Origin of the sequence: Prevotella sp. tc2-28, assembly GCF_900107705.1 — a bacterium.
Lineage (GTDB): Bacteria > Bacteroidota > Bacteroidia > Bacteroidales > Bacteroidaceae > Prevotella.
Genome location: NZ_FNRE01000011.1, coordinates 1 through 22,854, shown reverse-complemented (window position 1 = coordinate 22,854; position 22,854 = coordinate 1). Strand labels below are relative to the sequence as shown.

At 49.2% G+C, this 22,854-nt stretch carries 19 protein-coding genes and 1 tRNA gene; 7 read left to right on the top strand and 13 right to left on the bottom strand.

The window, feature by feature from the left end:
• From BLU47_RS10410 to alaS, 3 genes are read left to right on the top strand one after another with little or no spacing between them, the layout of a single operon-like run.
• Positions 1-189, top strand: coding sequence for a hypothetical protein (locus BLU47_RS10410; protein ID WP_072289292.1), 189 nt, complete (start codon positions 1-3; stop codon positions 187-189).
• Between the two features lie 4 nt (positions 190-193).
• Positions 194-1,924, top strand: coding sequence for an acyl-CoA dehydrogenase family protein (locus BLU47_RS10405; protein ID WP_091962175.1), 1,731 nt, complete (start codon positions 194-196; stop codon positions 1,922-1,924).
• Between the two features lie 3 nt (positions 1,925-1,927).
• Entirely contained in the window at positions 1,928-4,591 is a 2,664-nt protein-coding gene (alaS, locus tag BLU47_RS10400) for an alanine--tRNA ligase (protein ID WP_091962171.1), read from the top strand.
• A 38-nt stretch (positions 4,592-4,629) separates the two neighbouring features.
• Here alaS and BLU47_RS10395 read toward each other — a convergent pair whose 3' ends face one another.
• Complete coding sequence (locus BLU47_RS10395) at positions 4,630-5,529, bottom strand: cation diffusion facilitator family transporter (RefSeq protein ID WP_369796979.1); 900 nt, start codon at positions 5,527-5,529, stop codon at positions 4,630-4,632.
• A gap of 85 nt (positions 5,530-5,614) precedes the next feature.
• On the opposite strand from BLU47_RS10395, the gene BLU47_RS10390 reads away from it, so the two are divergent.
• Positions 5,615-6,589 carry a transporter gene (locus tag BLU47_RS10390; protein ID WP_091962165.1) on the top strand — a complete coding sequence of 325 codons (975 nt, stop codon included), beginning with the start codon at positions 5,615-5,617 and terminating at the stop codon, positions 6,587-6,589.
• A 26-nt stretch (positions 6,590-6,615) separates the two neighbouring features.
• On the top strand, positions 6,616-7,911 hold the full coding sequence (locus BLU47_RS10385; protein WP_091962162.1) for an alpha/beta fold hydrolase: 1,296 nt from the start codon (positions 6,616-6,618) through the stop codon (positions 7,909-7,911).
• A 92-nt stretch (positions 7,912-8,003) separates the two neighbouring features.
• Here BLU47_RS10385 and tsf read toward each other — a convergent pair whose 3' ends face one another.
• The 4 genes from tsf to rplM form a co-directional block, all read right to left on the bottom strand.
• A complete protein-coding gene (tsf, locus tag BLU47_RS10380) occupies positions 8,004-8,999 on the bottom strand; it encodes a translation elongation factor Ts (protein WP_091962159.1) in 996 nt (331 codons plus the stop codon).
• A 41-nt stretch (positions 9,000-9,040) separates the two neighbouring features.
• Positions 9,041-9,865 (bottom strand): 30S ribosomal protein S2, encoded by an 825-nt coding sequence (rpsB, locus tag BLU47_RS10375; protein WP_091962157.1) that lies wholly within the window; start codon positions 9,863-9,865, stop codon positions 9,041-9,043.
• A gap of 120 nt (positions 9,866-9,985) precedes the next feature.
• Positions 9,986-10,372 carry a 30S ribosomal protein S9 gene (gene rpsI, locus BLU47_RS10370; RefSeq protein WP_091962156.1) on the bottom strand — a complete coding sequence of 129 codons (387 nt, stop codon included), beginning with the start codon at positions 10,370-10,372 and terminating at the stop codon, positions 9,986-9,988.
• A 10-nt stretch (positions 10,373-10,382) separates the two neighbouring features.
• Complete coding sequence (gene rplM, locus BLU47_RS10365; protein ID WP_091962154.1) at positions 10,383-10,850, bottom strand: 50S ribosomal protein L13; 468 nt, start codon at positions 10,848-10,850, stop codon at positions 10,383-10,385.
• A 313-nt stretch (positions 10,851-11,163) separates the two neighbouring features.
• Between rplM and BLU47_RS10360 the strand changes: the two genes are divergently transcribed.
• Positions 11,164-12,660 carry a ComEC/Rec2 family competence protein gene (locus BLU47_RS10360; protein ID WP_091962152.1) on the top strand — a complete coding sequence of 499 codons (1,497 nt, stop codon included), beginning with the start codon at positions 11,164-11,166 and terminating at the stop codon, positions 12,658-12,660.
• On the opposite strand, the gene BLU47_RS10355 is transcribed toward BLU47_RS10360, so the two are convergent.
• Both BLU47_RS10355 and BLU47_RS10350 read right to left on the bottom strand, forming a co-directional pair.
• A complete protein-coding gene (locus tag BLU47_RS10355) occupies positions 12,619-13,332 on the bottom strand; it encodes an HAD family hydrolase (RefSeq protein WP_369796977.1) in 714 nt (237 codons plus the stop codon). The two genes, BLU47_RS10360 and BLU47_RS10355, sit on opposite strands and share 42 nt — an antisense overlap.
• A complete protein-coding gene (locus BLU47_RS10350; RefSeq protein WP_091962150.1) occupies positions 13,329-14,636 on the bottom strand; it encodes an acetylxylan esterase in 1,308 nt (435 codons plus the stop codon). The genes BLU47_RS10355 and BLU47_RS10350 overlap by 4 nt, the downstream gene beginning before the upstream one ends.
• Positions 14,637-14,723: 87 nt before the next feature.
• On the opposite strand from BLU47_RS10350, the gene BLU47_RS10345 reads away from it, so the two are divergent.
• Positions 14,724-16,271, top strand: coding sequence for a YifB family Mg chelatase-like AAA ATPase (locus tag BLU47_RS10345; protein ID WP_091962148.1), 1,548 nt, complete (start codon positions 14,724-14,726; stop codon positions 16,269-16,271).
• Here the strand turns inward: BLU47_RS10345 and BLU47_RS14820 are convergent.
• The 6 genes from BLU47_RS14820 to BLU47_RS10310 form a co-directional block, all read right to left on the bottom strand.
• Positions 16,268-18,388 carry an AsmA family protein gene (locus BLU47_RS14820; RefSeq protein ID WP_176780547.1) on the bottom strand — a complete coding sequence of 707 codons (2,121 nt, stop codon included), beginning with the start codon at positions 18,386-18,388 and terminating at the stop codon, positions 16,268-16,270. The genes BLU47_RS10345 and BLU47_RS14820 overlap by 4 nt on opposite strands.
• Positions 18,388-19,776: an NAD(P)-dependent oxidoreductase gene (locus BLU47_RS10335; RefSeq protein WP_091962146.1), complete on the bottom strand. Its 1,389-nt coding sequence runs from the start codon at positions 19,774-19,776 to the stop codon at positions 18,388-18,390. Before BLU47_RS10335 ends, BLU47_RS14820 begins: the two co-directional genes overlap by 1 nt.
• 28 nt (positions 19,777-19,804) lie before the next feature.
• Positions 19,805-20,851: a TlpA disulfide reductase family protein gene (locus BLU47_RS10330; protein ID WP_091962144.1), complete on the bottom strand. Its 1,047-nt coding sequence runs from the start codon at positions 20,849-20,851 to the stop codon at positions 19,805-19,807.
• 53 nt (positions 20,852-20,904) lie between these two features.
• The gene (locus BLU47_RS10325; RefSeq protein ID WP_091962393.1) at positions 20,905-21,861 is read right to left on the bottom strand and encodes a D-2-hydroxyacid dehydrogenase; all 957 of its coding nucleotides are present in this window, start codon (positions 21,859-21,861) and stop codon (positions 20,905-20,907) included.
• Between the two features lie 504 nt (positions 21,862-22,365).
• Positions 22,366-22,449, bottom strand: a tRNA-Leu gene (locus tag BLU47_RS10315).
• Between the two features lie 127 nt (positions 22,450-22,576).
• Positions 22,577-22,854, bottom strand: a 278-nt coding sequence (locus BLU47_RS10310; protein WP_143025518.1) for an IS3 family transposase, incomplete at its 5' end; no start/stop codon positions are given.

Sequence of the window (22,854 nt, the reverse complement as noted above, 5' to 3'; positions counted from 1 at the left end):
ATGAAAGCATTAGAATATTTCCTTCTTTTTTGTGCTATTGTACTGCTTGCTGTATCCTATTACCTTAGTACGGAAGGCAATTTTAAAGTTGCTGCTTTAGTGAACTTCTGTGCTTTTATTTGTGGTACAGTAGCCGGCACAAGAATAGGAGGAAGAATTTATAAGAAGAATCAAGAAAACAAAGAATAATATTATGGCTAATTATTATAGCGATCATCCTGAGATCGGGTTCTACTTGAACCACCCCCTGATGGCTCGTATCGTTGAGCTGAAAGAAAAGGGTTTCGCTGATGCGAAAGAATATGACTACGCCCCCGTTGATCTGGGCGATGCCATCGAGAACTACAAGCAGATTCTCGACATCACTGGCGACGTGGCAGCCAACATCATCGAGCCAAACTCTGAGGCTGTTGACCTGGAAGGTCCGCACCTTGAGAACGGTCGTATGATCTACGCCTCTAAGACCTACGAGAACCTCGATGCCACCCGTAAGGCTGGTCTTTGGGGTGTCTCGATGCCTCGCCGTTACGGCGGTCTGAATCTGCCTAACGCAGTGTTCTCTATGCTGAGCGAGATGATTTCGGCTGCCGATGCCGGTTTCCAGAACATCTGGAGCCTGCAGAGCTGTATCGATACGCTCTATGAGTTCGGTTCAGAGGAGCAGCGCCAGAAGTATATCCCCCGTGTTTGCGCTGGTGAGGGCATGTCGATGGACCTCACTGAGCCCGATGCCGGTTCAGACCTGCAGCGCGTGATGCTGAAGGCCACCTTCGACGAGAAAGAGAACTGCTGGCGTCTGAATGGTGTGAAGCGTTTCATCACCAATGGTGATAGCGACATCCACCTCGTGCTGGCTCGTTCTGAGGAAGGCACCAAGGACGGCCGTGGTCTGTCGATGTTCATCTACGACAAGCGCCAGGGTGGTGTTGACGTGCGTCACATCGAGCACAAACTCGGTATTCACGGCTCACCCACCTGTGAGCTGACCTATAAGAATGCAAAAGCAGAACTCTGCGGTAGCACTCGTCTAGGTCTGATTAAATATGTGATGGCCCTTATGAACGGTGCCCGTCTGGGTATTGCTGCACAGTCGGTAGGTGTTGAGCAGGAGGCTTACAACGAGGGACTGACCTACGCTAAGGAGCGCCAGCAGTTTGGTGAAGCAATCATCAACTTCCCTGCTGTCTACGATATGCTCTCTCGCATGAAGGCCAAGCTCGATGCCGGTCGTTCTCTGTTGTATGAGACCGCTTGCTACGTGGATGTTTACAAGTGCCTCGAAGACATCGAGCGCGACCGCAAACTCACTCCCGAGGAGAAGCAGGAGTTGAAGAAGTATCAGCGCTTAGCTGATGCCTTCACGCCACTGGCTAAGGGTATGAACTCTGAGTATGCCAACCAGAATGCCTACGACGCCATCTCTATTCACGGTGGTTCTGGCTTCATCATGGAGTACAAGAGCCAACGCCTGTTCCGCGATGCTCGTATCTTCTCTATCTACGAAGGTACCACTCAGTTGCAGGTGGTTGCTGCTATCCGCTATATCACCAACGGTACTATGTTGGCTAATATCAAGGAGATGGCTGCAAACCTCCAGACTTGCGATTGTATGGCAGGACTGAAAGCTCGCGTTGAAAAACTCATCCCCGTTTATGAAGAGGCTCTTGCTAACGTGAAGGCACTGGAGAATCAGGATGCTCAAGACTTCCTAGCCCGTCGTCTATACGATATGACTGCCGAGCTTGTGATGAGTCTGCTTATTATCCGTGATGCCAGCAAGGCTCCCGAGCTCTTCAAGAAGAGTGCCAACGTCTATGTCCGCATGACAGAGGAAGATGTTCTCGGAAAGAGTGCATATATCAAGGTCTTCCAGGTAGAAGACCTTGAGAGTTTCCGTTCTGAATCAAGTGCAAACGAGGAGTAAGCCATGATGACAGCTAATGAGATTCGCGACTCGTACAAGAAGTTCTTCGAGTCGAAGCAGCATGCTATCGTGCCTTCTGCACCGATGGTCATCAAGGACGACCCCACGCTGATGTTCACCAACGCTGGTATGAACCAGTGGAAGGACATCATATTAGGAACGCGCGACCCAGAGCCCCGTCGTCGTGCTGACACCCAAAAGTGTCTGCGTGTCAGCGGTAAGCACAACGACTTGGAAGAGGTAGGCCACGACACCTACCACCACACCATGTTCGAGATGCTGGGCAACTGGAGTTTCGGCGATTATTTCAAGGAAGGTGCCATTGATATGGCTTGGGAGTATCTAGTTGATGTGCTCAAACTGAATCCTGCCGACCTGTATGTCACCGTATTCGAGGGCTCTCCAGAAGAAAATATCCCGCGTGATGACGAGGCTGCCAAATATTGGGCTAAGCATGTTCCCGAGGATCATATCATCAACGGCAACAAGCACGACAACTTCTGGGAAATGGGTGATACAGGTCCCTGCGGTCCTTGCTCCGAGATTCACGTTGACAGCCGTACCCCTGAGCAGAAAGCTGGCTCAGGCAAGTCTGGCCGTGAACTCGTGAATAAGGATGATCCTCAGGTCATTGAGATATGGAATTTGGTGTTCATGCAGTTCAATCGAAAAGCAGACGGCTCGCTGGAGAAGCTTTCTATGAACGTTATTGATACCGGTATGGGCTTTGAGCGCTTGGTTCGCATGATGCAGGGCAAGCACTCCAACTACGATACCGATGTATTCCAACCTATTATCAAGGCCGAGCAGGACATCACTGGTCTGAAATATTTCACCTTTGAGGAAGAAACAGAGAATCCTATCAGCAAAGAACAGGACGACATCAACGTAGCCATGCGTGTCTGTGCAGACCATCTGCGTGCCGTAGCTTTCTCGATTGCCGACGGACAGTTGCCTTCCAATGCAAAGGCCGGTTATGTGATTCGTCGCATCCTTCGCCGTGCCGTTCGCTATGCTTACACTTTCCTTGGTCAGAAAGACGGTTTCCTCTATAAGCTCATCCCCACCCTCGTTCATGAGATGGGCGATGCCTTCCCCGAGCTGAAGGCTCAACAGCAGTTGATTACCAAGGTCATCAAGGAAGAGGAAGATTCCTTCCTTCGCACCCTCGACAAAGGTATCTCGCTGCTCGATAAGGCAATGGAAGAGCTGAAGGCTCAGGGCAAGGACCAGTTGGATGGTGTTCAGGCTTTCCGTATGTTCGACACCTATGGTTTCCCACTCGACCTCACAGAACTGATTTGTCGTGAGAATGGCTTTACCGTCGACGAGGAGCAGTTCAATGTAGAGATGCAGAAACAGAAAGACCGTGCCCGTAATGCCGCTGCTGTGGAGAACAGCGATTGGGTAGAACTGGAACAGGGCGAACAACAGTTTGTAGGCTACGACTATACCGAATACAACTGTCATATTCTCCGCTACCGAAAGGTAACCCAAAAGAAGAATGAGTTCTACGAGCTTGTGCTCGATGCCACTCCCTTCTATGGTGAAATGGGTGGACAGGTAGGTGACTGTGGTGTGCTCGTCAACGAGAACGAGACCGTGGAGATTGTAGACACCAAGCGTGAGAACAATCAGAGCGTCCACATCGTCAAGCAACTGCCCAAGGACCCTGCGGCTGAATTCATGGCCTGCGTCGACACAGACAAGCGCAATGCATCAGCTGCCAACCATACGGCTACCCACCTGCTTGACTACTCATTGAAGCAAATCTTGGGCGACCATGTGGAACAGAAGGGTTCATTCGTTAGTCCCGATACCCTTCGTTTCGACTTCTCTCACTTTGAGAAAGTCACTGACGAACAACTACGTCAGGTAGAGCGGATGGTCAACGACATGATTCGTCAGGACATCCACATCGACGAACACCGTGACGTGCCTTTTGATGAAGCTAAAAAACTCGGCGCCATCGCCCTCTTCGGTGAAAAATATGGTGACAAGGTTCGCGTGGTTCGCTTCGGTCCTTCATGCGAGTTCTGCGGAGGTATTCACGCCACTTCTACTGGCCGTATCGGATTCTTCAAGATTCTCTCTGAGAGCAGTGTAGCAGCCGGTATACGTCGAATAGAAGCTACGACAGGGCGCGACTGCGAGGAGCGCCTCTACCAGATGGAGGACATTCTGAAGAACATCAAGTCATTCTTCAACAATGCCAAAGACCTGCAAGGTGTCATTCAGAAGTATATCGAAGAGCACGATCACATGAAGAAGGAGATTGAAGGTTTCCAGACTCAGGCTGTTGAGCGCGCTGCCCAACGACTGGTTGAGAAGGCTCGCGAGGTGAATGGCGTCAAGGTCATTACCAGCGTACTACCCATGTCACCTGCTGCTGCCAAGGACCTGACCTTTAAGATTCGCGCCGCAGTCGACGGCTCACTGCTCTGCGTCATCGGTTCGCACGAGAACAATAAGCCACAGCTCTCCATCATGATGAGCGACGATATGGTCAGCGACCATGGATTGAATGCCGGCCAGATGGTACGCGAGGCTGCCAAACTGATTCAGGGTGGCGGAGGCGGACAGCCTCACTTTGCCCAGGCAGGCGGAAAGAATGTTGATGGTCTTAGCACAGCCGTTGACAAAGTGATAGCATTAGCAAATCTATAACATGAACAAAAAAGCGAGCCACATAATGACTCGCTTTTTTATTTCACAGGCTCCATATGGAGTGATACATGCGTCGTTGGACCGAAGCGCTCCTTCAACTTTTGCTCAATCGTTGTTGCTCGTTCATGGACAACATATAAAGGGAGTTGTCCATCCATTCGCACATGAGCTTCAATAGCGATACGGTTGCCAATACGACGAGTACGCAAATTATGCAGTTGCCCAACATCGTTGAACGACAGAATAATCTCTATTATTTCGTTTTCCGTTTCTTCGGGCAACGAACACTCTGTCAGTTCCCCCATACTCGTCTTAAGTAGTTCATAAGCCACCTTGACCAACATCAGTCCCACAACTATGGAAGCTAATGGGTCAAGTACTGTCCAACGCTGTCCCAACCAAATAGCCAGTCCGATACCAATTGCTGCACCAATCGATGAAAGGGAGTCACTGCGGTGATGCCAGGCATTAGCGACCATTACTTGTGAGTCAAGTTTCCGGGCTCTATGCATAGTGTATTGATAGAGCAATTCTTTAATGGCAATTGACAGCAAGGCTGCCCACAAAGCTATCCAACCAGGAGCCTTAAGTTCATTTCCGTCTAACCACGACAGGGACTTCTGGAATCCTGATACCACGATGCCCGTTGCTGCCGCCATTAATGCCAAGGCTATCAAAAACGATGCAATGGTTTCAAATTTACCATGTCCATAGTCATGTGACTGGTCCTGAGGCTTGGCGCTGATGCTTACAAACACCAATACTAAGATATCTGTCACAAAGTCGGACAAAGAATGCACTGCATCGGCAATCATGGCAGAACTGTTACCAACAATACCCGCAACAAACTTAAACGTCAGCAGGATCGCATTGCCAACGCTGCCAACCAGCGTCACCTTATAGATTTCTCTTTCCCTATTCATGTCATGCGAAAACAGTCATATAGTCATGCAAAGATACTGCTTTTTCCATAAAAACAATATCGTTTTAGAAAATAATTCATACCTTTGCACTTGAAAAGAAATGAAACAATTGATTCAATTTATCAAAGACTGGACACTGCCCGTGGCGATTGCCATTGGGTCGACGTGCTACCTGCTGTTTTACTGGGTTCCTGGACTTGATGCAGCAGGTGATGCACTGGGGCCTGTATTCGACTTGATATTCCCGCTGTTCGTCTTCCTAACCTTGCTGGTTACATTCTGCAAAGTGGACTATCACCAAATGCGCCCTCATCGCTGGCACGTTGGTATATTAGCCGCTCAGCTGTTGATGGTAGCGGTCAACATCGGCATCATCTTCTGGGTAGAGTCTCTCCCCGACCACTCTTCCCCAATTACCTCTAAGTTATTATGGGAGGCTGTGCTGACATGTATCATTGGGCCTTCAGCTTCTGCCGCTCCTGTAGTGGCAGGCAAGTTAGGAGGCAACATATCTACGATGACCACCTACACCTTATTATCGTCAATGGTTTCCGCAGTACTTATCCCTTTAGTGTTCCCCATCCTAGAACAGGTGATTCACGTTGATTTTCTATCAGCTTTTCTTGTCATCCTTCAGAAAGTATCTATCGTGTTACTACTGCCTCTTGTATTAGGATGGTTTATTCAGCACTATCTTTATGGATTACATCGTCGCATAGTATCAATGCCCAATCTCAGTTTCTATTTCTGGGCGATATCACTTAGCATCACTACGGGCATCACGGTTAAGAATATCGTGCACAGCGAAGCAACCATCCTGCTGCTCCTGCTCATTGCCATAGCCACCTTTCTGCTTTGCTTCGTACAATTTGCCATCGGTCGTGGCATAGGCCGTTGGCTGGGCGAGGAAATCAACGCCGGTCAGGCGCTGTTCCAGAAGAATACAGCACTCAGTATCTGGGTGGCCTATATGTATCTGAATCCTGTAGCCTCGGTGGGTGCCGGCTGTTACGTGCTATGGCAGAATATCATCAACAGCCTTGAAATCTACGAGCAGCGAAAGGCGCAATCATGACATGTCTAATTAATCACTTATAACGGATGAAAAAACTATTCCTAAGCATGGTGTTGCTCATTGCAACCCTTTCTGCTAACGCTCAGTTTGGCGAGCCAGACTTTGACGGCAAGTATGCCACCGACCTGATTAAGCCCGGTACGATGGCGCCAGACTTTAAGATGAAAACCATTGACGGAAAAACATTCCAACTATCAAAACTGAAGGGTAAGACCGTTGTCCTTGACTTTTGGGCCTCATGGTGCCCGGATTGCCGTAAGGACGCCCCTGAGGTAGTCCGCATGCATCAGGAATACGGACCGCAGGGAGTCGAGTTCATCGGAATATCCATGGACACCGACGTAGCAGCGTGGAAGAAAGCGTGTCAGCTATTTGGCATAACATATACGCAGGTATCAGAACTGAAGAAATTCCGTGAGACGGACATTGCCAAGGCTTATGGGGTGAAGTGGATTCCCTCAATGGTTGTCATTGACAAGGATGGCAAGGTGGCGCTTTCTACGGTGTTGCCCTACAAGGTGGACAAGTACCTGAAGGAATTGCGCCCTACAGGGTTTGTTCCTACGAAAACGCGCGTGACAATAGACGGTGACCACGGCAAACTGGCTGCCATCGTTCAGAAGCCTGCCCTGAAGCAGGGTGAGCATTGCCCGATGGTTGTCTTCTGCCACGGCTTCGGGGGGCGCAAGGAGGGCCCGCTGTTTGAGTTGGTTGCCGATTCTCTTCAGAAGCATGGCATTGCCAGCATCCGTTTTGATTTCAACGGACACGGAGAGAGCGAAGGAAAGTTCCAGGACATGACCGTGCCCAACGAGATAGAAGATGCCAAGAAGGTTGTTGCCTTTGTCAAGCGTCTACCATACGTCGGCAAAATCGCTTTAGTTGGTCATTCACAGGGTGGAGTGGTTGCCTCAATGACGGCTGGAGAACTGAATACGGACATCAGTGCCGTGGTGCTGATGGCGCCTGCTGCCGTACTGCGTGACGACGCCATCCGCGGTTCTGTCTTCGGAAAGCAGTTCAACCCCTTGGACCCTCCAGAGTTTGTAGAACTTTGGCCAGGTCAGAAACTCGGTGCGAAATACATCAAGACAGCCTTCTCACTGCCTATCTATGAGACGGCAGCCCATTACCAGGGGCCAGCCCTAATTATCCACGGGAATGCCGATCGCGTAGTTCCTTACACCTATGGCGAGCGCTACCATCAGCTTTGGAAAGGCTCGGAATACGTGTTGCAGGAGTATTTCGACCACGGATTCGGACAGAACGTCTACCGCACCACCGACTACGCGAGCGACTTCCTGATTCGAGCATTGAAATAGTTCAACGTGCCACCACATGACGAGCATAAAAAAGCATCCCGACTCACGCTGTTGTGAATCGGGATGCTTGGATAATTATCTACTGAATGTGATTACTCAGCAACCAGTGTGAAGCGCTTGAAGTCTACAATCTTCAGCTCCTTGTCCTGCTGGGCAAGCCACTGAGAAACGGTAGCCTTGTCGCCGTCACCGAACTGGAACTCCTGGTCAACCAGGCAGTTCTCCTTTAAGAACTTCTGAACACGGCCCTTGGCAATGTTCTCTATCATGTTCTGGTTCAGCGAAGCAGCCTTCTCGGCAGCAGCGCTCTCCTTCAGCTTGCGGGCCTCGTCAGCCTGCTCCTGAGTGAGCCAGCCCTTAGCCATGTTGCTCTCAATATGGTCCTCAGAGTCAACGAGGTTGGGGTTGATGCCAGCCTTCTTCAGAACAACCTCTACGTACTTCTCAACCTGCTCGAGCTTGGTCTTCTCAACAGCGGTCTTGTACTCCTCGTCGAGAATCTTCTGGTCAACGCTCTCTGCATTCAGCGCAACGGGCTTCATGGCAGCAACCTGCATAGCCAGCTTGTGACCTACCTCAGCAGCGTTCTTGTTGAGCTGTACCATGGTGCACAGGGTGTTCTTGCCCATGTGGTTGTAAACCTCAATATTCTCTCCCTCGAGCACGAGGTAGCCGTCGAGTTCCATCTTCTCGCCAGTGATACCAGAACGCTGTGTAACAGCCTCCTGAGCAGTCTGGCCATTGATGTTGAGAGCCTTAACAGCCTCAATATCCTTGCACTTGTTGGCAATAGCGGCATCCAGAATGCTCTGAGTCAGGGCGATAAAGTCAGCACCGTTGGCAACAAAGTCTGTCTCACACTTCAAGGCAATCATAGCAGCAAAGCCATCAACAGCCTTTACGAGAACACAACCATTAGATGTCTCACGGTCAGAACGCTTTGCAGCGATAGCGAGACCACGCTCACGGAGCAGTTCTTTTGCCTTATCGAAGTCGCCCTCAGCCTCGGTCAGAGCCTTCTTTACATCAGCCAGACCTGCACCAGTCATAGCGCGAAGCTTCTTGATATCATCAATTGAAATAGCCATTTTATTCTTTAACTTTTAATCTATAATCTTTAATTCTTATCTTACTCTGCAGCCTCTTCAGCAACAGGAGTTCCCTCTTCAGCAGCCTTGCGGGTCTTGCGAGCCTGGCGCTTGGGCTTTGCCTCTTCAGCCTCTGCCTCAACCTGAGCGTCAGCAGCCTTCTCGTCGGCCTTCTCTACCTTACGTTCCTCAACACCTTCGTTGATGGCGTTGCAGCAAGCGGTAAGGATAGCCTCTACACTGTCCTTGGCATCGTCATTAGCGGGGATAACAAAGTCGATATTCTTGGGATCAGAGTTGGTGTCAACGATACCAAATACGGGGATACCAAGACGGTTAGCTTCCTTAACGGCAATCTGCTCCTTCATCACGTCAACAACGAAAAGGGCTGAAGGCAGACGGGTCAGGTCAGCAATAGAACCGAGGTTCTTCTCCAACTTGGCGCGCTGACGGGTTACCTGCAGCAACTCACGCTTTGAAAGGTTGCTGTAAGTACCATCCTGCATCAGTTTGTCTATGTTCGCCATTTTCTTAACGGCCTTGCGGATAGTCGGGAAGTTGGTCAACATACCACCCGGCCAGCGCTCAATGACGTAAGGCATACCAACGCTCTGAGCTTTCTCGGCGATGATTTCCTTAGTCTGTTTTTTAGTAGCGACGAACAACACTTTCTTGCCGCTCTTGGCAATCTGCTTCAGTGCGTCTGCAGCCTCGTCAATCTTTGCTACAGTCTTATGCAGGTCAATGATGTGAATACCGTTACGCTCGGTATAGATGTAGGGAGCCATTGCTGGGTTCCACTTACGCTTCAGGTGGCCAAAGTGGCAGCCAGCCTGCAGCAATTGATCAAAATTAGTTCTTGCCATTTTTCTTTTTCTTTTTGTTGTTTACTTTCTTTTTAATCCTTTGTTAGATCAACCGGCGGGTAGTCTAGTTGTACTAGCCAGAGTCCCGTCAGTTTAGATACTAAACCTTGTTCAGTATGATTAACGCTTACTGAACTGGAAGCGGCGACGAGCCTTGGGCTGTCCGGGCTTCTTACGCTCAACCTCACGAGAGTCGCGAGTCAAGAAGCCGTGATCCTTCAGGTTCTTCTTATCTTCGGCATTTACCTTAACGAGGGCACGGGCGATAGCGAGGCGAAGAGCCTGGCTTTGTCCAGTGAAACCACCACCGTCGAGGTTGGCCTTGATGTCATATTTCTCAGCGACCTCCAGCAGGTTCAGCGGCTGCTTAACAACATACTGCAGGATGGCAGAGGGGAAGTATACTTCCAAGTCTTTCTTGTTGATCGTGATTTTACCCGTTCCTTCGGTGAGGTAAACGCGAGCTACAGAGCTCTTACGACGACCTATTGCATTGATCTGTTCCATCGTTCCTTATTTATTTATACTGGTTAATATCAATAGCCTTTGGCTTCTGAGCCTCGTGCTTGTGTTCGGTACCCTCATAAATGAAGAGGTTGTTCAGCAGGCTCCGTCCGAGGGGGCCCTTGGGGAGCATACCCTTAACGGCGTGTTTGATGATACGCTCAACACCAAACGGCTTCTTGCGGAGCTCTGCAGGTGTATTGAAGCGCTGACCACCGGGATAACCAGTGTAACGGGTGTAAACCTTATCAGTCTCTTTCTTACCAGTGAAAACCACCTTAGCGGCATTGATGATGATTACATTGTCACCACAATCCTGATTAGGAGTGAAGGTGGGCTTGTACTTTCCGCGAATAATCTTAGCTACTTTAGAAGCGAGGCGACCAACTACCTGATCGGTAGCATCGATGACCACCCATTCCTTCTGCTCACGAGCAGCTTCCTTTGATACGGAAACGGTCTTGTAACTTAAAGTGTTCATTTCTCTTTTTAAATTTTACTACTAAAAAACAATTTTCTTTTCACTATTATGCACACACTTACCACGCACAGGGAGTCTAATGCCCTGCTCGCAGTCTAACGTCTGTGCTGAACCATGATTCACAAACCGCAATGCCCGGCCAAAGACACTACTATTTACACACGGCCCACGGAGGATTCTAAGTCTCTCCCCCAATAATCGGACTGCAAAGGTACTGCTTTTCAATTTAATAATGTGCACTAGAATATCTTAAATTAAAACTTTTATGATTATTTAACTAAAATATCTATCAAAAAACTGTACCTTTGCATCCATGAAACTTCATGCGCCACTTCTTCCGCTGGCTATCTCCCTCATCATTGGTATCACATTGGGAGGATATTTAGACAATTGGAGCAAGGGATTCTATTATTTGACTCCCTTGTTGCTCATCAGTTGTCTTTTACGCCGATTCCCACGCTGCCAAACTGTTGGCATATGGGGCTGCACACTTGTGTTAGGAGCGATGCTCAGCAGCATGAGAGGACAGCAACTAAAGACAAAATGGCCCCAAGAGCTTATCTACCAAGAGGTTGTGGTGACTAGTGAGCCTGTCATTAAGGAAAAAGTGGTTACATTCGATGCACTGACAGCACAGCATCATCGAAAGATTAAGTGTCGCATTGTCAGAGACGAGGCCAGTGAGCACATCACAATCGGAGAGGGCATACAGATTTTGTCGAAGGTCACGCCCATCCACCAATGGCGACAAAACCATTTCGACTACCAACGCTATATGCAATGCCATAACTTTGCCGGCGAGACATTTATCCGGAAAGGATATTGGCAGCCAAGAGCTGTATCGCTGGAAGGATTTCCCCTGATTGAGAAAGCCAGGCTTCGCCTACTTCGTCTACGCCATCGACTACTGCTACACTATCAACAATGGGAATTAGGCAGTCAAGTATATGGCATCATTGCAGCTATGACATTAGGCGACAAATCACAGATAGGCACCGAACTGAGAGACATATACTCCCGTGTAGGAGCAACTCATGTACTGGCTCTCAGCGGAATGCACCTGATGATCATCTATGTTGTCGTCACGTTGTTTGTTGGATGGTGGCGCTTTCGTACTTTGTCACAGATGATAACCGTACTAGCCATCTGGTTTTTTGCCTTTCTCACCGGTTTGTCACCAAGCATTATGCGAGCTGCTTTTATGATAACAGTTTATGCGCTGCTTTCATTGGGCTATCGCGAACGCATGTCAGTCAACACATTAGCCTTTACGGCAATTATCATGCTAGTCATCAACCCCTTCGCACTCTATGACATTGGATTTCAGCTTTCCTTCGCGGCCGTATTGGCAATCGTGCTGATTAACCCGTTATTTACCACGATTATTCCCCTTCCTGTCCTGCAACGTCACCGGTGGCTGAATATCTTCTGGGGGTTGACTACCGTTTCGTTAGCTGCACAAATAGGAACTGCACCGCTTGTCGCCTACTACTTCGGCCGCTTTTCCACGTACTTCCTACTCAGCAACTACCTAGTTGTCCCCCTGACAACCATCATCCTTTATTTGACACTGACCTGTATGGTGGTATTTTGGTGGAGCAGTCTGCAACAACTGCTAGTCATGTCTCTATCAACTATTGTCTCGCTAATGAACCTATTGCTAAGCCATATTGCCATATTACCACATAGTAGCATAGAAAACATCCATCTCACCACGCTGCAACTATACCTTATATATATATTTATAGGCTGTATGTGGGTTATAGGCTCACTTTACAGAAAGAATGTCCAAAATCTCACTAAATGCTGATATCTTTTGCAAGTGCTCATGTGGATATTCTTCTGACTTTTCCAACTCCCACACCACATGATAGGGAATATGAATAGTGAAGCAACCAACGGCCAGCGCCGGTGCAATATCAGAACGGAAGGAGTTGCCAACCATCACCATCTCGTTAGGGCTGACACCCAGATGTTCACACAAAGCGACATACTCATCCATACCCTTATTTGACACTGTCTCCATATACTCAAAGAAACCTGCAAGGCCTGAGCGTTTCAACTTGCTTTCCTGATCGAGCAGCTCTCCTTTTGTGAATACGACCAGACGGTAACGTCCGTCGTCATACAACCTTTTCAGCGTCTCTTTGACCTCCGGTAGTGGATTGGTAGGAAAACGCAGCAGACTCTTCCCCAGTTCTATCAGCCTCAACACGATGTCGCCCGTAATTTCTCCATGTGTCATCTTTACCGCATTCTCCACCAAGGAGATGGTAAAAGCCTTAGTGCCATAACCGAGCAGTTCCATATTACCGCGCTCAGTGGCGAAAAGCCCCTTCGTCACCTCCTCTTGCGTAGCCCATGGTTTTAACAATTCGCCACATTCACGTTCGACATCGTCGAACCACGACTGACAATCCCAAAGTGTATCGTCAGCATCAAAAGCTACCACTTTGATTTCCTTATCGGTCAATCTCATCATTTCAAATGTTTTCGCATCCATTCCATCTGTCCACGGTCCGTCGCATCGCTCGTCCAATGTTCGTTGATGGGGGTAAGCAGAGATTCTTTGGGACCTGCGAGTACATTCCATACGGCATACGACGTTGTTGGCGGACACGTATTGTCGTTATATCCCCACGTCATGTATACAGGCACCTTGATATGGCGGGCAAAGTTGACCACATCATAATAAGGAAGCGTTTTCATGCAAGCATCACTATAAGCACCACTCTCCTTGGTAAAATGAGGATAGCCACTGGTCAGGTTGGCAGAGCCTGCAGCCATATCGCTAAGCGCCGGATGATTAGCCACGCAGAGGGTAACACGACTGTCAAGGGCCGTTCCAATTAGTGCCAAAGCACCACCTTGACTACCGCCTTGCATAATAACATTACGTCCGTCCCATTCAGGCAACGACGTCAACAGGTCAATACAACGCACCAATCCCAAATAGACATGTTTCATATAATAAAGGTTACGGTCCTCCAATCCCTGTCGCAGATAAGCATTGCCTTTATTGTCGAAGGCCGCACGAATCTCTGCAAACACCTCTTCGCTGAGCGTCGGATTGAGACCGTGGATATCCAGCGCCATCCGAATAAAGCCACTCTCGGGATAGAAGCGGCGCGTCGTTGCATCGCGGATGGGCTTAACACCAGCACCTGGAGGTGTCAGCACCACAGGACAAGATCCGGGTTTGGCTCCTTTCGGCATCAGCAGATAGGCATAAAACGAATGGCGCTCTCGGTCCAGACTGATTTTCAGTCGCCATGCATCCACTTTGCTGTTCGACATTTCCTTCACATATTCCTTTGTGTAGTTTAAGGGGAACTTCTTGGCCTCTTCCAGATTTTGTTGCCAGAACTGCCAGAAATCCTTTGGTTCCTTGGTAAACGGCTGGATCTTATCAGCCGAGAATCCTACTTTTACATGATGCTCGTAGGTCACCCCGTCCAGCGTCATCTTCAATCTCAGGTCTCGGAACGACGGTTTCTTCGCTGTCCCCATCTGAATCTTGGCACGGCCGTTCTTCAAGTTGACCGTACCTTTTTGGTCTGCAGGAAGCAAGTCCGTACCAACCTCCCACTCTACCACACCATTACGCGGGACGCCATACTTATAGAACTGTACTTCTACAGTAGCCTTCTCACCACATTGATACAGCCAGTCGGCATGGTCAGGGACAGTGACCCAAAGATAATCACTACGATAAGGATAATTCTCTGCCGCCTGTGTCAATACAACACACAACAGGAACACAAAAAACAACAATATTCGCTTCATCGTTCAGTAGTTTGATAATTTATTGCTGCAAAGTTAATCATTTTCAAGGAAATATTGTACCTTTGTACAGAAAAACAACAAAAGAATATGCTAGTAAAGACCTATTGTGCTGCCGTCAACGGCCTGGAAGTCACCACTGTCACAGTAGAAGTGAGCATGGCGCGTGGCGTACAATTTCACCTGACAGGACTGGCTGATACTGCCGTCAAGGAGAGTTACGACCGCATCAGGGCGGCATTGACAAACAACGGATTTAAGATGCCGACAATGGACATTACCGTTAACCTGTCGCCTGCAGACATCAAGAAGGAAGGCAGTAGTTACGACCTTCCACTGGCTATCGGAATCCTTGCCGCCAACGGCAAGGTAGAGAGCGAAATGCTTGACAAATATATGATGGTAGGTGAACTGGGACTGGACGGACGCCTCCAGCCTGTCCGTGGCGCACTCCCCATTGCAATCCGTGCCCGTGCAGAGAAATACAAAGGACTCATCGTACCAAATCAGAATATCCGCGAAGCAGCTGTTGTCAACCAACTAGAGGTGTATGGAATGGACACACTGATGGACGTCGTACAGTTTTTTAATGGTGCAAAGACGCAAGAGCCTACATTCATCGATACCCGTAAGGAGTTTTACGAACAGCAGAATCACTACGAATTAGACTTCAGTGACGTTCGCGGACAAGAAAGCGTAAAACGTGCGCTGGAGGTAGCTGCAGCAGGCGGACATAACCTTATCATGATAGGTCCTCCCGGAAGCGGCAAATCAATGCTGGCCAAGCGTCTGCCTTCTATTCTTCCACCTTTATCGTTGGCAGAAAGTCTGGAAACCACGCAGATACATAGCGTGGCAGGCAAGTTGGACCGTGAGACAAGCCTCATCAGTCAGCGTCCCTTCCGAGCACCCCACCATACCATCTCGCAAGTTGCACTCGTAGGAGGTGGTACGAACCCACAACCGGGTGAGATTTCACTGGCGCATAATGGTGTGCTCTTCCTCGACGAGATGCCCGAGCTGAGTCGCTCGGTGCTGGAAGTTTTGCGCCAACCCCTGGAAGACCGCAAAATTACCATCAGCCGAGCCAAATATAATGTGGAATACCCGTGTTCGTTCATGCTTATTGCTTCCATGAACCCTTGTCCTTGTGGGTATTATGGTGATCCTACGCACAACTGCGTGTGCACGCCAGGTCAGATACAACATTACATGAATAAAATATCCGGTCCCTTACTCGACCGTATTGATATTCACTGCGAGATACAGGCCGTGCCGTTTGCTCAACTCAGCCAGATGCAGCCAGGAGAACCCAGTGAGAAAGTTCGTGAAAGGGTTATTGCTGCACGGAAGATACAAGAAGAGCGCTTCAAACCATTCAAAGGCATCCATTGCAATGCGATGATGAGTGAGAAGATGCTCCATGAATTTGCGGAACCCGACGCAGAAAGCCTCGACATGCTACGTATGGCGATGGAGCGTCTGAAACTCTCAGCCCGTGCTTATAGCCGCATCTTGAAGGTGGCCCGTACCATAGCAGACCTTGACAGTTCTGAGAAAGTACAAAGTCAGCATATTGCTGAAGCTATCGGCTACCGTAATCTTGATAGAGGCGATTGGGCAGAAAGAGGCATTTAGTCGTCAGCATTTTCCTTTGCCGCTTGCTTGGCTGCCTTTCTGGCTTCCTTCTCGGCTTTTTTGGCTGCTTTCCTAGCAGCCTTTTCAGCATCTTTTTCTGCCTTACGAGCAGCCTTTTCAGCATCTTTTTCTGCCTTACGAGCAGCCTTCTCCGCTTTCCGTGCCGCTTTCTCTACCTGTTTGACAGAGTCGCGAGCAGCCTTCTCCAGTTTCTTCTGTTCCTTACGTTCTGCCTTTGCAGCCTTCGCCTCGTCAGAAGCCTTATGGAACTTGATGCCAGGCTTAATCTTCATCTTCTGCATCTCATTGGTATTGGTAAACGAGAACGAGCAGAGGATATCGACGAACTTACCCCTTACAGCCACGTTGCCTTCAGCAATGGCACCATTACTCTTGAGGGTGGCAACGGTATTCCGCACATGCAAGAGTTTATACTTGGCCTCATACACCTCGGCATTCACCTCACCCATCGGCAGTTTTCCGCCCACCTTGCGACGCATAATGGCTGTACGCGGTTTGGAAATGTCAAACTTGAAACTGGCCTTGCAAGCCACCTTCTTCAACCCAGGGACATCCATTGCCTTGCCTAGCTCAAAGGAATCGGTACGGACGTTTCCTTGTACATATTTCGTATTCTCATCGAGGAAGAAGTCGAAGTTGATATTACCTGTCTGCGTGGTCAGCAAGCCAGCGAACTGCTCACGTTTCCACAGCACATCGAAGCTGCCCGTATAGCCGATGCGACCCAAGTTATGCAATTGCTTCATCATGAACTTCTTCACAGGGAACTGACTGATAATGCGCTCTTTAGAGCCACGCTGTGCCACCATCTGCTGGACATCGAAATGTACTTGCAACTTGTATTTATCCTTCAGTCCACGGATGAAGCCCGTTGCCTTGATAGTCAGGTCCTTCTTCAGCGTGTTAACCCTGACATCCCTGAACTGCATACCCTCATCGTCGCCACTCATGACCACCTGCAACTGCAAAGGTTCCGAGAAATTCTTCAGGACGGGTGCAAAGACGCGTGAGATATCCTTTAGCAGCGTCTGGCCTTTGATGAGCGAGGTCTGATAGGCCAACCTACGACCTTCTTTCTTGCTGGGCAACTGCATGGTAGCATTGTCAAAACGCAGTGTGGTGTTAGGCAGACTGACGGAAAAATCCTTAATATGTGCCACCTTCTTGTCTGTCTCCACCCTGAATTTCAGGTTGGTGATGTCGATGCCCGACATGGGGTCTTTCGCTTGACAACTGGTGAGGACTGCCACGATACTGTCTTTCGCCAGATGTTCCAGACGGATGTTCATGTTAGCATCCACATTGAAGTGTCCTACGTCGAAGAATCCCCTCTTTGGCTTTCCGGAGTTTTTACGTGGCTTGTTGTTATTGGTCATCCAGTTAAGACCTTCAACGCTCAGTTGCATATAGTCTTTCTTGTCCAAAACGTTCAGTGCAGTGATGCGCAATTGGTTATCGACAGGTCCCTTCTTGGTCTTTTGTACCCAGAGTGACTTCAGGTTTCTCACCTCAGCCACCTGTCGTCCATTTTCACCTTTCTTATAAAACAGGGAGCCCAGTTCGGCCTCTTGGCTGTTATAGATAACCTTGATGTTTTCCAGCCATACCCTGCTGATGTCGACATGCAGTTTCCGGTGTTTCTTCACACTATCCTTTGCCGTACTGTCACGATGTTTTTTCTTCGATTTGAAGGCATCCAGCACGAACTGATAGTTGGCTACCGAGTCGGGCGACGGTTTGTAAAGTCGTGCCTCTACGCCCTTTATCTTCACGTCGTTCACGCTGACCACATTCTCCAGCAATCGCCAGATTTCCAGGTCAACAGACAACTCATTCAACTTCAACATCTTGCGATGCTGCTGGTCTTCCACTTCCACACCAAGCAGACTGACATCCTGACTGAAGAAGTTCACATGAATCTTTTCAATGCTGACCTCCGTCTGCAACTTTTCCTTCAACAAGACAACAGCCTCCTGCAGCAAATGGTTCTGCATCATATCTGTATTCAACGCAAAAACCACCGCTGCGAACAGCAGCACAACGGCGAGCAATGTTCCACCCACCCACTTCAACAGACGAATCAGCACTTTTTTCATTATTCTTCTATGGCAGCAATTAGTTTAACAGCATCAACATATTGGGCAATACCCTCAGCCACCAGTTTGGCATCCTGCATAGCATGCACCACCGTAGCCTGACGGCCTACCACATCACCACCGGCAAAGACGCCCTTGCGTGTAGTCATTCCGTAAGGTACCTCACGGGTTATCAGGAAGTTATGTTCATCGTTATCCAATCCAGAAGTCGTGCGCACAATCTTCGTGGCTGGTGTGGCACCAATAGCCATGATGATATTGTTGGCAGGCAACGTTCTGCGAACGGGTTCCTTGTCAGTTTCCTTGGTTTCAAGCACGATTTCCGTGATGTCCAGGTTGTCGTCCACATGAATCTCCTGGATGGAACTCCACCAGTTGAAGCGGACACCTTCCTTCACGGCGTCATCATACTCAGCACGCAGAGCCGACATACTGTCAATGCCCTTATGGTAGATGATGTCAACCTCGGAGGCTCCTATGCGCAGAGCTGTGCGTGAGGCGTCCATCGCCGTATTGCCACAACCGATGACAAATACACGGGCACCTTTGTCTACAGGCAGTTCGTCGCGTTTCATAAATCCTTCGGAGATCAGTTCTACCCGTCGCAGGAAGTGGGTAGCCAGACGGATGCGCTTCAGGTCGGCACACTTGGTGGCACCCTCGCCTTCTGAGATGCAGCGTCCGTTCTGCCAGATGGGTATCTCCAACGACTTCGGCTTACTCAGTCCTGTACCGATAAAGACGGCATCAAAGCCTTGGGCAAAGAGGGTGTCGACGGTAATCTCCACACCCACATGTGTCTTGCGATGAATGACAACACCCATTTTCTCAATATATCGGATCTCACGGGCTACGACCTCCTTGGGCAGGCGGTATTCCGGAATGCCATAGCGAAGCACACCGCCACATTGAGCCTCCATCTCGAAAATCTCAACGGCAAAGCCCATGCGTGACAGGTCGCCAGCCACCGTGATACCTGAAGGACCGGCACCGATGACAGCCACCTTACCGCGTGTCTTCTCCACGATATTCTCATGGGTGAGCGCATTCTCCGAGTCGAAGTCTGCCACGAATCGCTCCAGTTTTCCGATGTTCAGCGGTTGACCTTTCTTGCCCAGCACGCAGTTTCCCTCGCATTGTTTCTCATGGGCACAGACGCGTCCGCAGACTGCAGGCAGGTTGCTCTTGGTGCGGATGATGCTGATGGCGTTGCCCATGTTGCCCTTTGACAGCTCATGCACCCAGTCGGGGATATCATTGCTGATAGGACATCCCTTCTTACACTGGGGCACCTTGCAATGCAGGCATCGCTGTGCCTCGGCTATGGCCTCAGCCATGGTATAACTCTCGTTGACTTCCTGGAAAGCCTTGCGTTCATTCTGATTCATCGGTAGTATCTTAGTTTTTGTTTGTTTACTATTTCAACAGGCTGTTCACCTTATACTTCATCATCAGTTGGTCAATCTGTTCCTCCATCTTCTGGGGCTGCAGGTTTCGCTCCACGATGGTGCCTTTCTCGTCAGCAATCAGGTTGGCGGGCACATCAGCCAGTCCGAACTTAGCCAGCAGCGGTGTGTTCCACATGCGTCCGTCGCAGATGGTGGACCACTTCACCGAGTCGCGCTCCACACGCTGTTTGCAGTCTTTTGGTCCTCCATCCACACAGATACTCACCACGCCCAGTTTGTCGCCATATTTCTTCTTCAGATTTACCAGTCGTCGTTGCATGTCTGTGCTGTTATAGCTCCACGATGCCCAAACGGACACCACATTCACCTTACCCTTCAGGTCTTTCTCCGTCACCTTGCGCCCTTTCACGTCAGTTGCCGTAAACGCAGGCAGTTTGCTTTTCAGCGCTCCCCCCTGCAATGCCTTCAGGTTCTTTTCCAACAGTATCAGTTGTCCGCTCTCTGGTTGTTCCTTGATTAGCAGCTTGGTCAATTTGCTGGCCTCCTGGTAGTCAGGTGTCTGCGACATCACAAAGTAGCGTTGCAGCAGATAGATGCTGGCGGGCGATTCCAAGTGGCTACGGATAAACTCGCCCACCACCTTGGGGACATCCGGCGGAGTGGTCTGGTTCAGTTCCATTCGCAACTCAGTCATTTGTTCGTTGTCGTCAGTACCCTCAATGATAAGTTCCTTCAGGTGAGTGGCGTCACCCTTGATGTGTACCTTCTCACCTGGCTCTGCAAACACGGGCTGCTCTGAATAGTTGGGGAACACCACCACCAGCGTGGCAGGCTCGCGCAATTCTATCTCATACGAGAAACGGCCGTTGCGCACGGGTATCGTGTCGAATCCGGATAAGGCTCCGTCAGTGCTATACACCCAGAACTCGCCTAAGTTCATGTTGCGCAGACGGCCTTCCAGCTTAAACTTACCACTGTCGGCGCCACATGCGGTCAGCAGTAGTGCCACCAGCAGAAAAGCCACATATCGGAAGCTATAAACGTTTATTCTCATTTCCTCACAATTATCTTGCAAAGATACGACTACTTTTCCTAATTGCCAAATAATTAAGCCGAAATTACATTCTGAGGCATCCCGCCAACGAAGGCGCAGACATTGCCGACAGCCACATCGACCAGTCGTCTGCGAGCTTCCTCAGTAGCCCACGCGATATGCGGAGTGATGTAGGCCGCAGGACATTTCAGCAAGGGGTTCGACACCTCGGCAGGCTCCTTGCTGAGCACATCGGCGCAATAAGCATAGAGACTGCCTGTGTTCAAAGCCTCAGCCACATCTTCCTCGCAAACCAGCGGACCGCGCCCCGTATTGATCAGGATGGCCGTGGGTTTCATCAGCTTCAGCGTATCGCGACAAATCAGGTGGTGGGTGTTGTCAGTCAGCGGACAATGCAGGCTCACCACATCGCTCTGCTCCAGCACTTCTGCCATCGTGCCTTTGTGGATATAGCGTGGCAACAGGCTGGCCTCCTTGCTGGTATAGGCCATCACCTTCATGCCAAAGGCGTTGGCGATAGCAGCCACACGGCTGCCGATATTCCCCAGACCCACAATGCCGAATGTCTTGCCTGCCAGCTCCGTCAGCCGTGTGTCCCAATAGCTGAAGTCAGGACTCGACGTCCAGCGTCCCTCGCGGTTCTGCCGTGCATAGTGCTCCGTGCGGTTGGTAACGGTCAGCAGGTGGGCAAACACCATCTGCGCCACGCTCTCCGTACTGTAGGCTGGCACGTTGGTCACCACAATGCCACACTCGCAGGCGGCGTCAATGTCCACCACGTTATATCCCGTTGCCAACACCCCGATATAGCGCAACTTGGGCAATTGTTCTATTTCCTGTCGCCTCAACAATACCTTGTTTGTCAGCACAATCTCAGCCTCTGCAGCTCTTTCCACGGTCTGCTGTGCCGTTGTCCGTTCATAAACCGTCAGCTCGCCCAATGCTGCCAGCCGCTCCCATGAAAGGTCGCCAGGGTTAGCTGTAAACCCGTCCAATATCACTATCTTCATATTCATTCTTATTAGTTTCCGTTGCAAATATAAACAAAATTTCCGAGATTATAGGCTAAACATACTTAATAATCTTATTAACACTCTCGTTGTCGCCTTGTTTCGCTTTCAGAAGGTGCTGTTAAGGAAAACTATTGCTACCATTAATGCGCGCAATTTCTAGATTTAATCCTCGCAATTTTCACCCTTAAAGACCGCCTGTCCGCTATTTCAATTTGACACTACAAAGGTAAGAATCTTTCATTGCGGTTCACGAATACTTGCCAGATTTTTTTCATTTTGCTCTCGCTGTTGCAGTGTTGCAGTGTTGCAGTTCTCTCAAGGCTATTCCCATACCCTAAAAATACTTCTATATTTATATATAAATATAGAGTTAATTTTTGACTTTCATATAACTTATTTTGGAACTGCAACACTGCAACACTGCAACACAGAGGAGAATGACAACCTGTTCAAGACAAAGAAAAAGGACTTGCCACGAAAGCAAATCCTTTTTTCTTAACGTGCCGCGAGCGGGACTCGAACCCGCACAGCTGCAATAGCCAAGGGATTTTAAGTCCCTCGTGTCTACCATTCCACCATCGCGGCAACGTAGACTTTGCACAATGCGGGTGCAAAGGTACGAATAAGTGAGCAAAAAACCAAATTTATTTTTTGATTTTTTCGAGCGTAAGTACCTTTGAAGTGACCCCAAGAAGTTGGACGGGTTAAACATTTACGTATTTAATTGAGTCATTCTGTATTGTACTGGACTCATACCATTTAACTTGATTTTTATTCTTTTATTGTTATAATAGTCAATATATTCTTCTAAAGCCTTGATAAATTCTTCTGGGGAATCAAAGTTTTCTGCATATAGCAGTTCCGACTTCATTATCCCAAAGAAATTCTCAGCCACAGCATTGTCTAAGCAGTTCCCTTTCCTTGACATGCTTTGGATGATATCATGGCTTTGTAGTTTTCTGCAATATCCGTAATGCTGGTACTGCCATC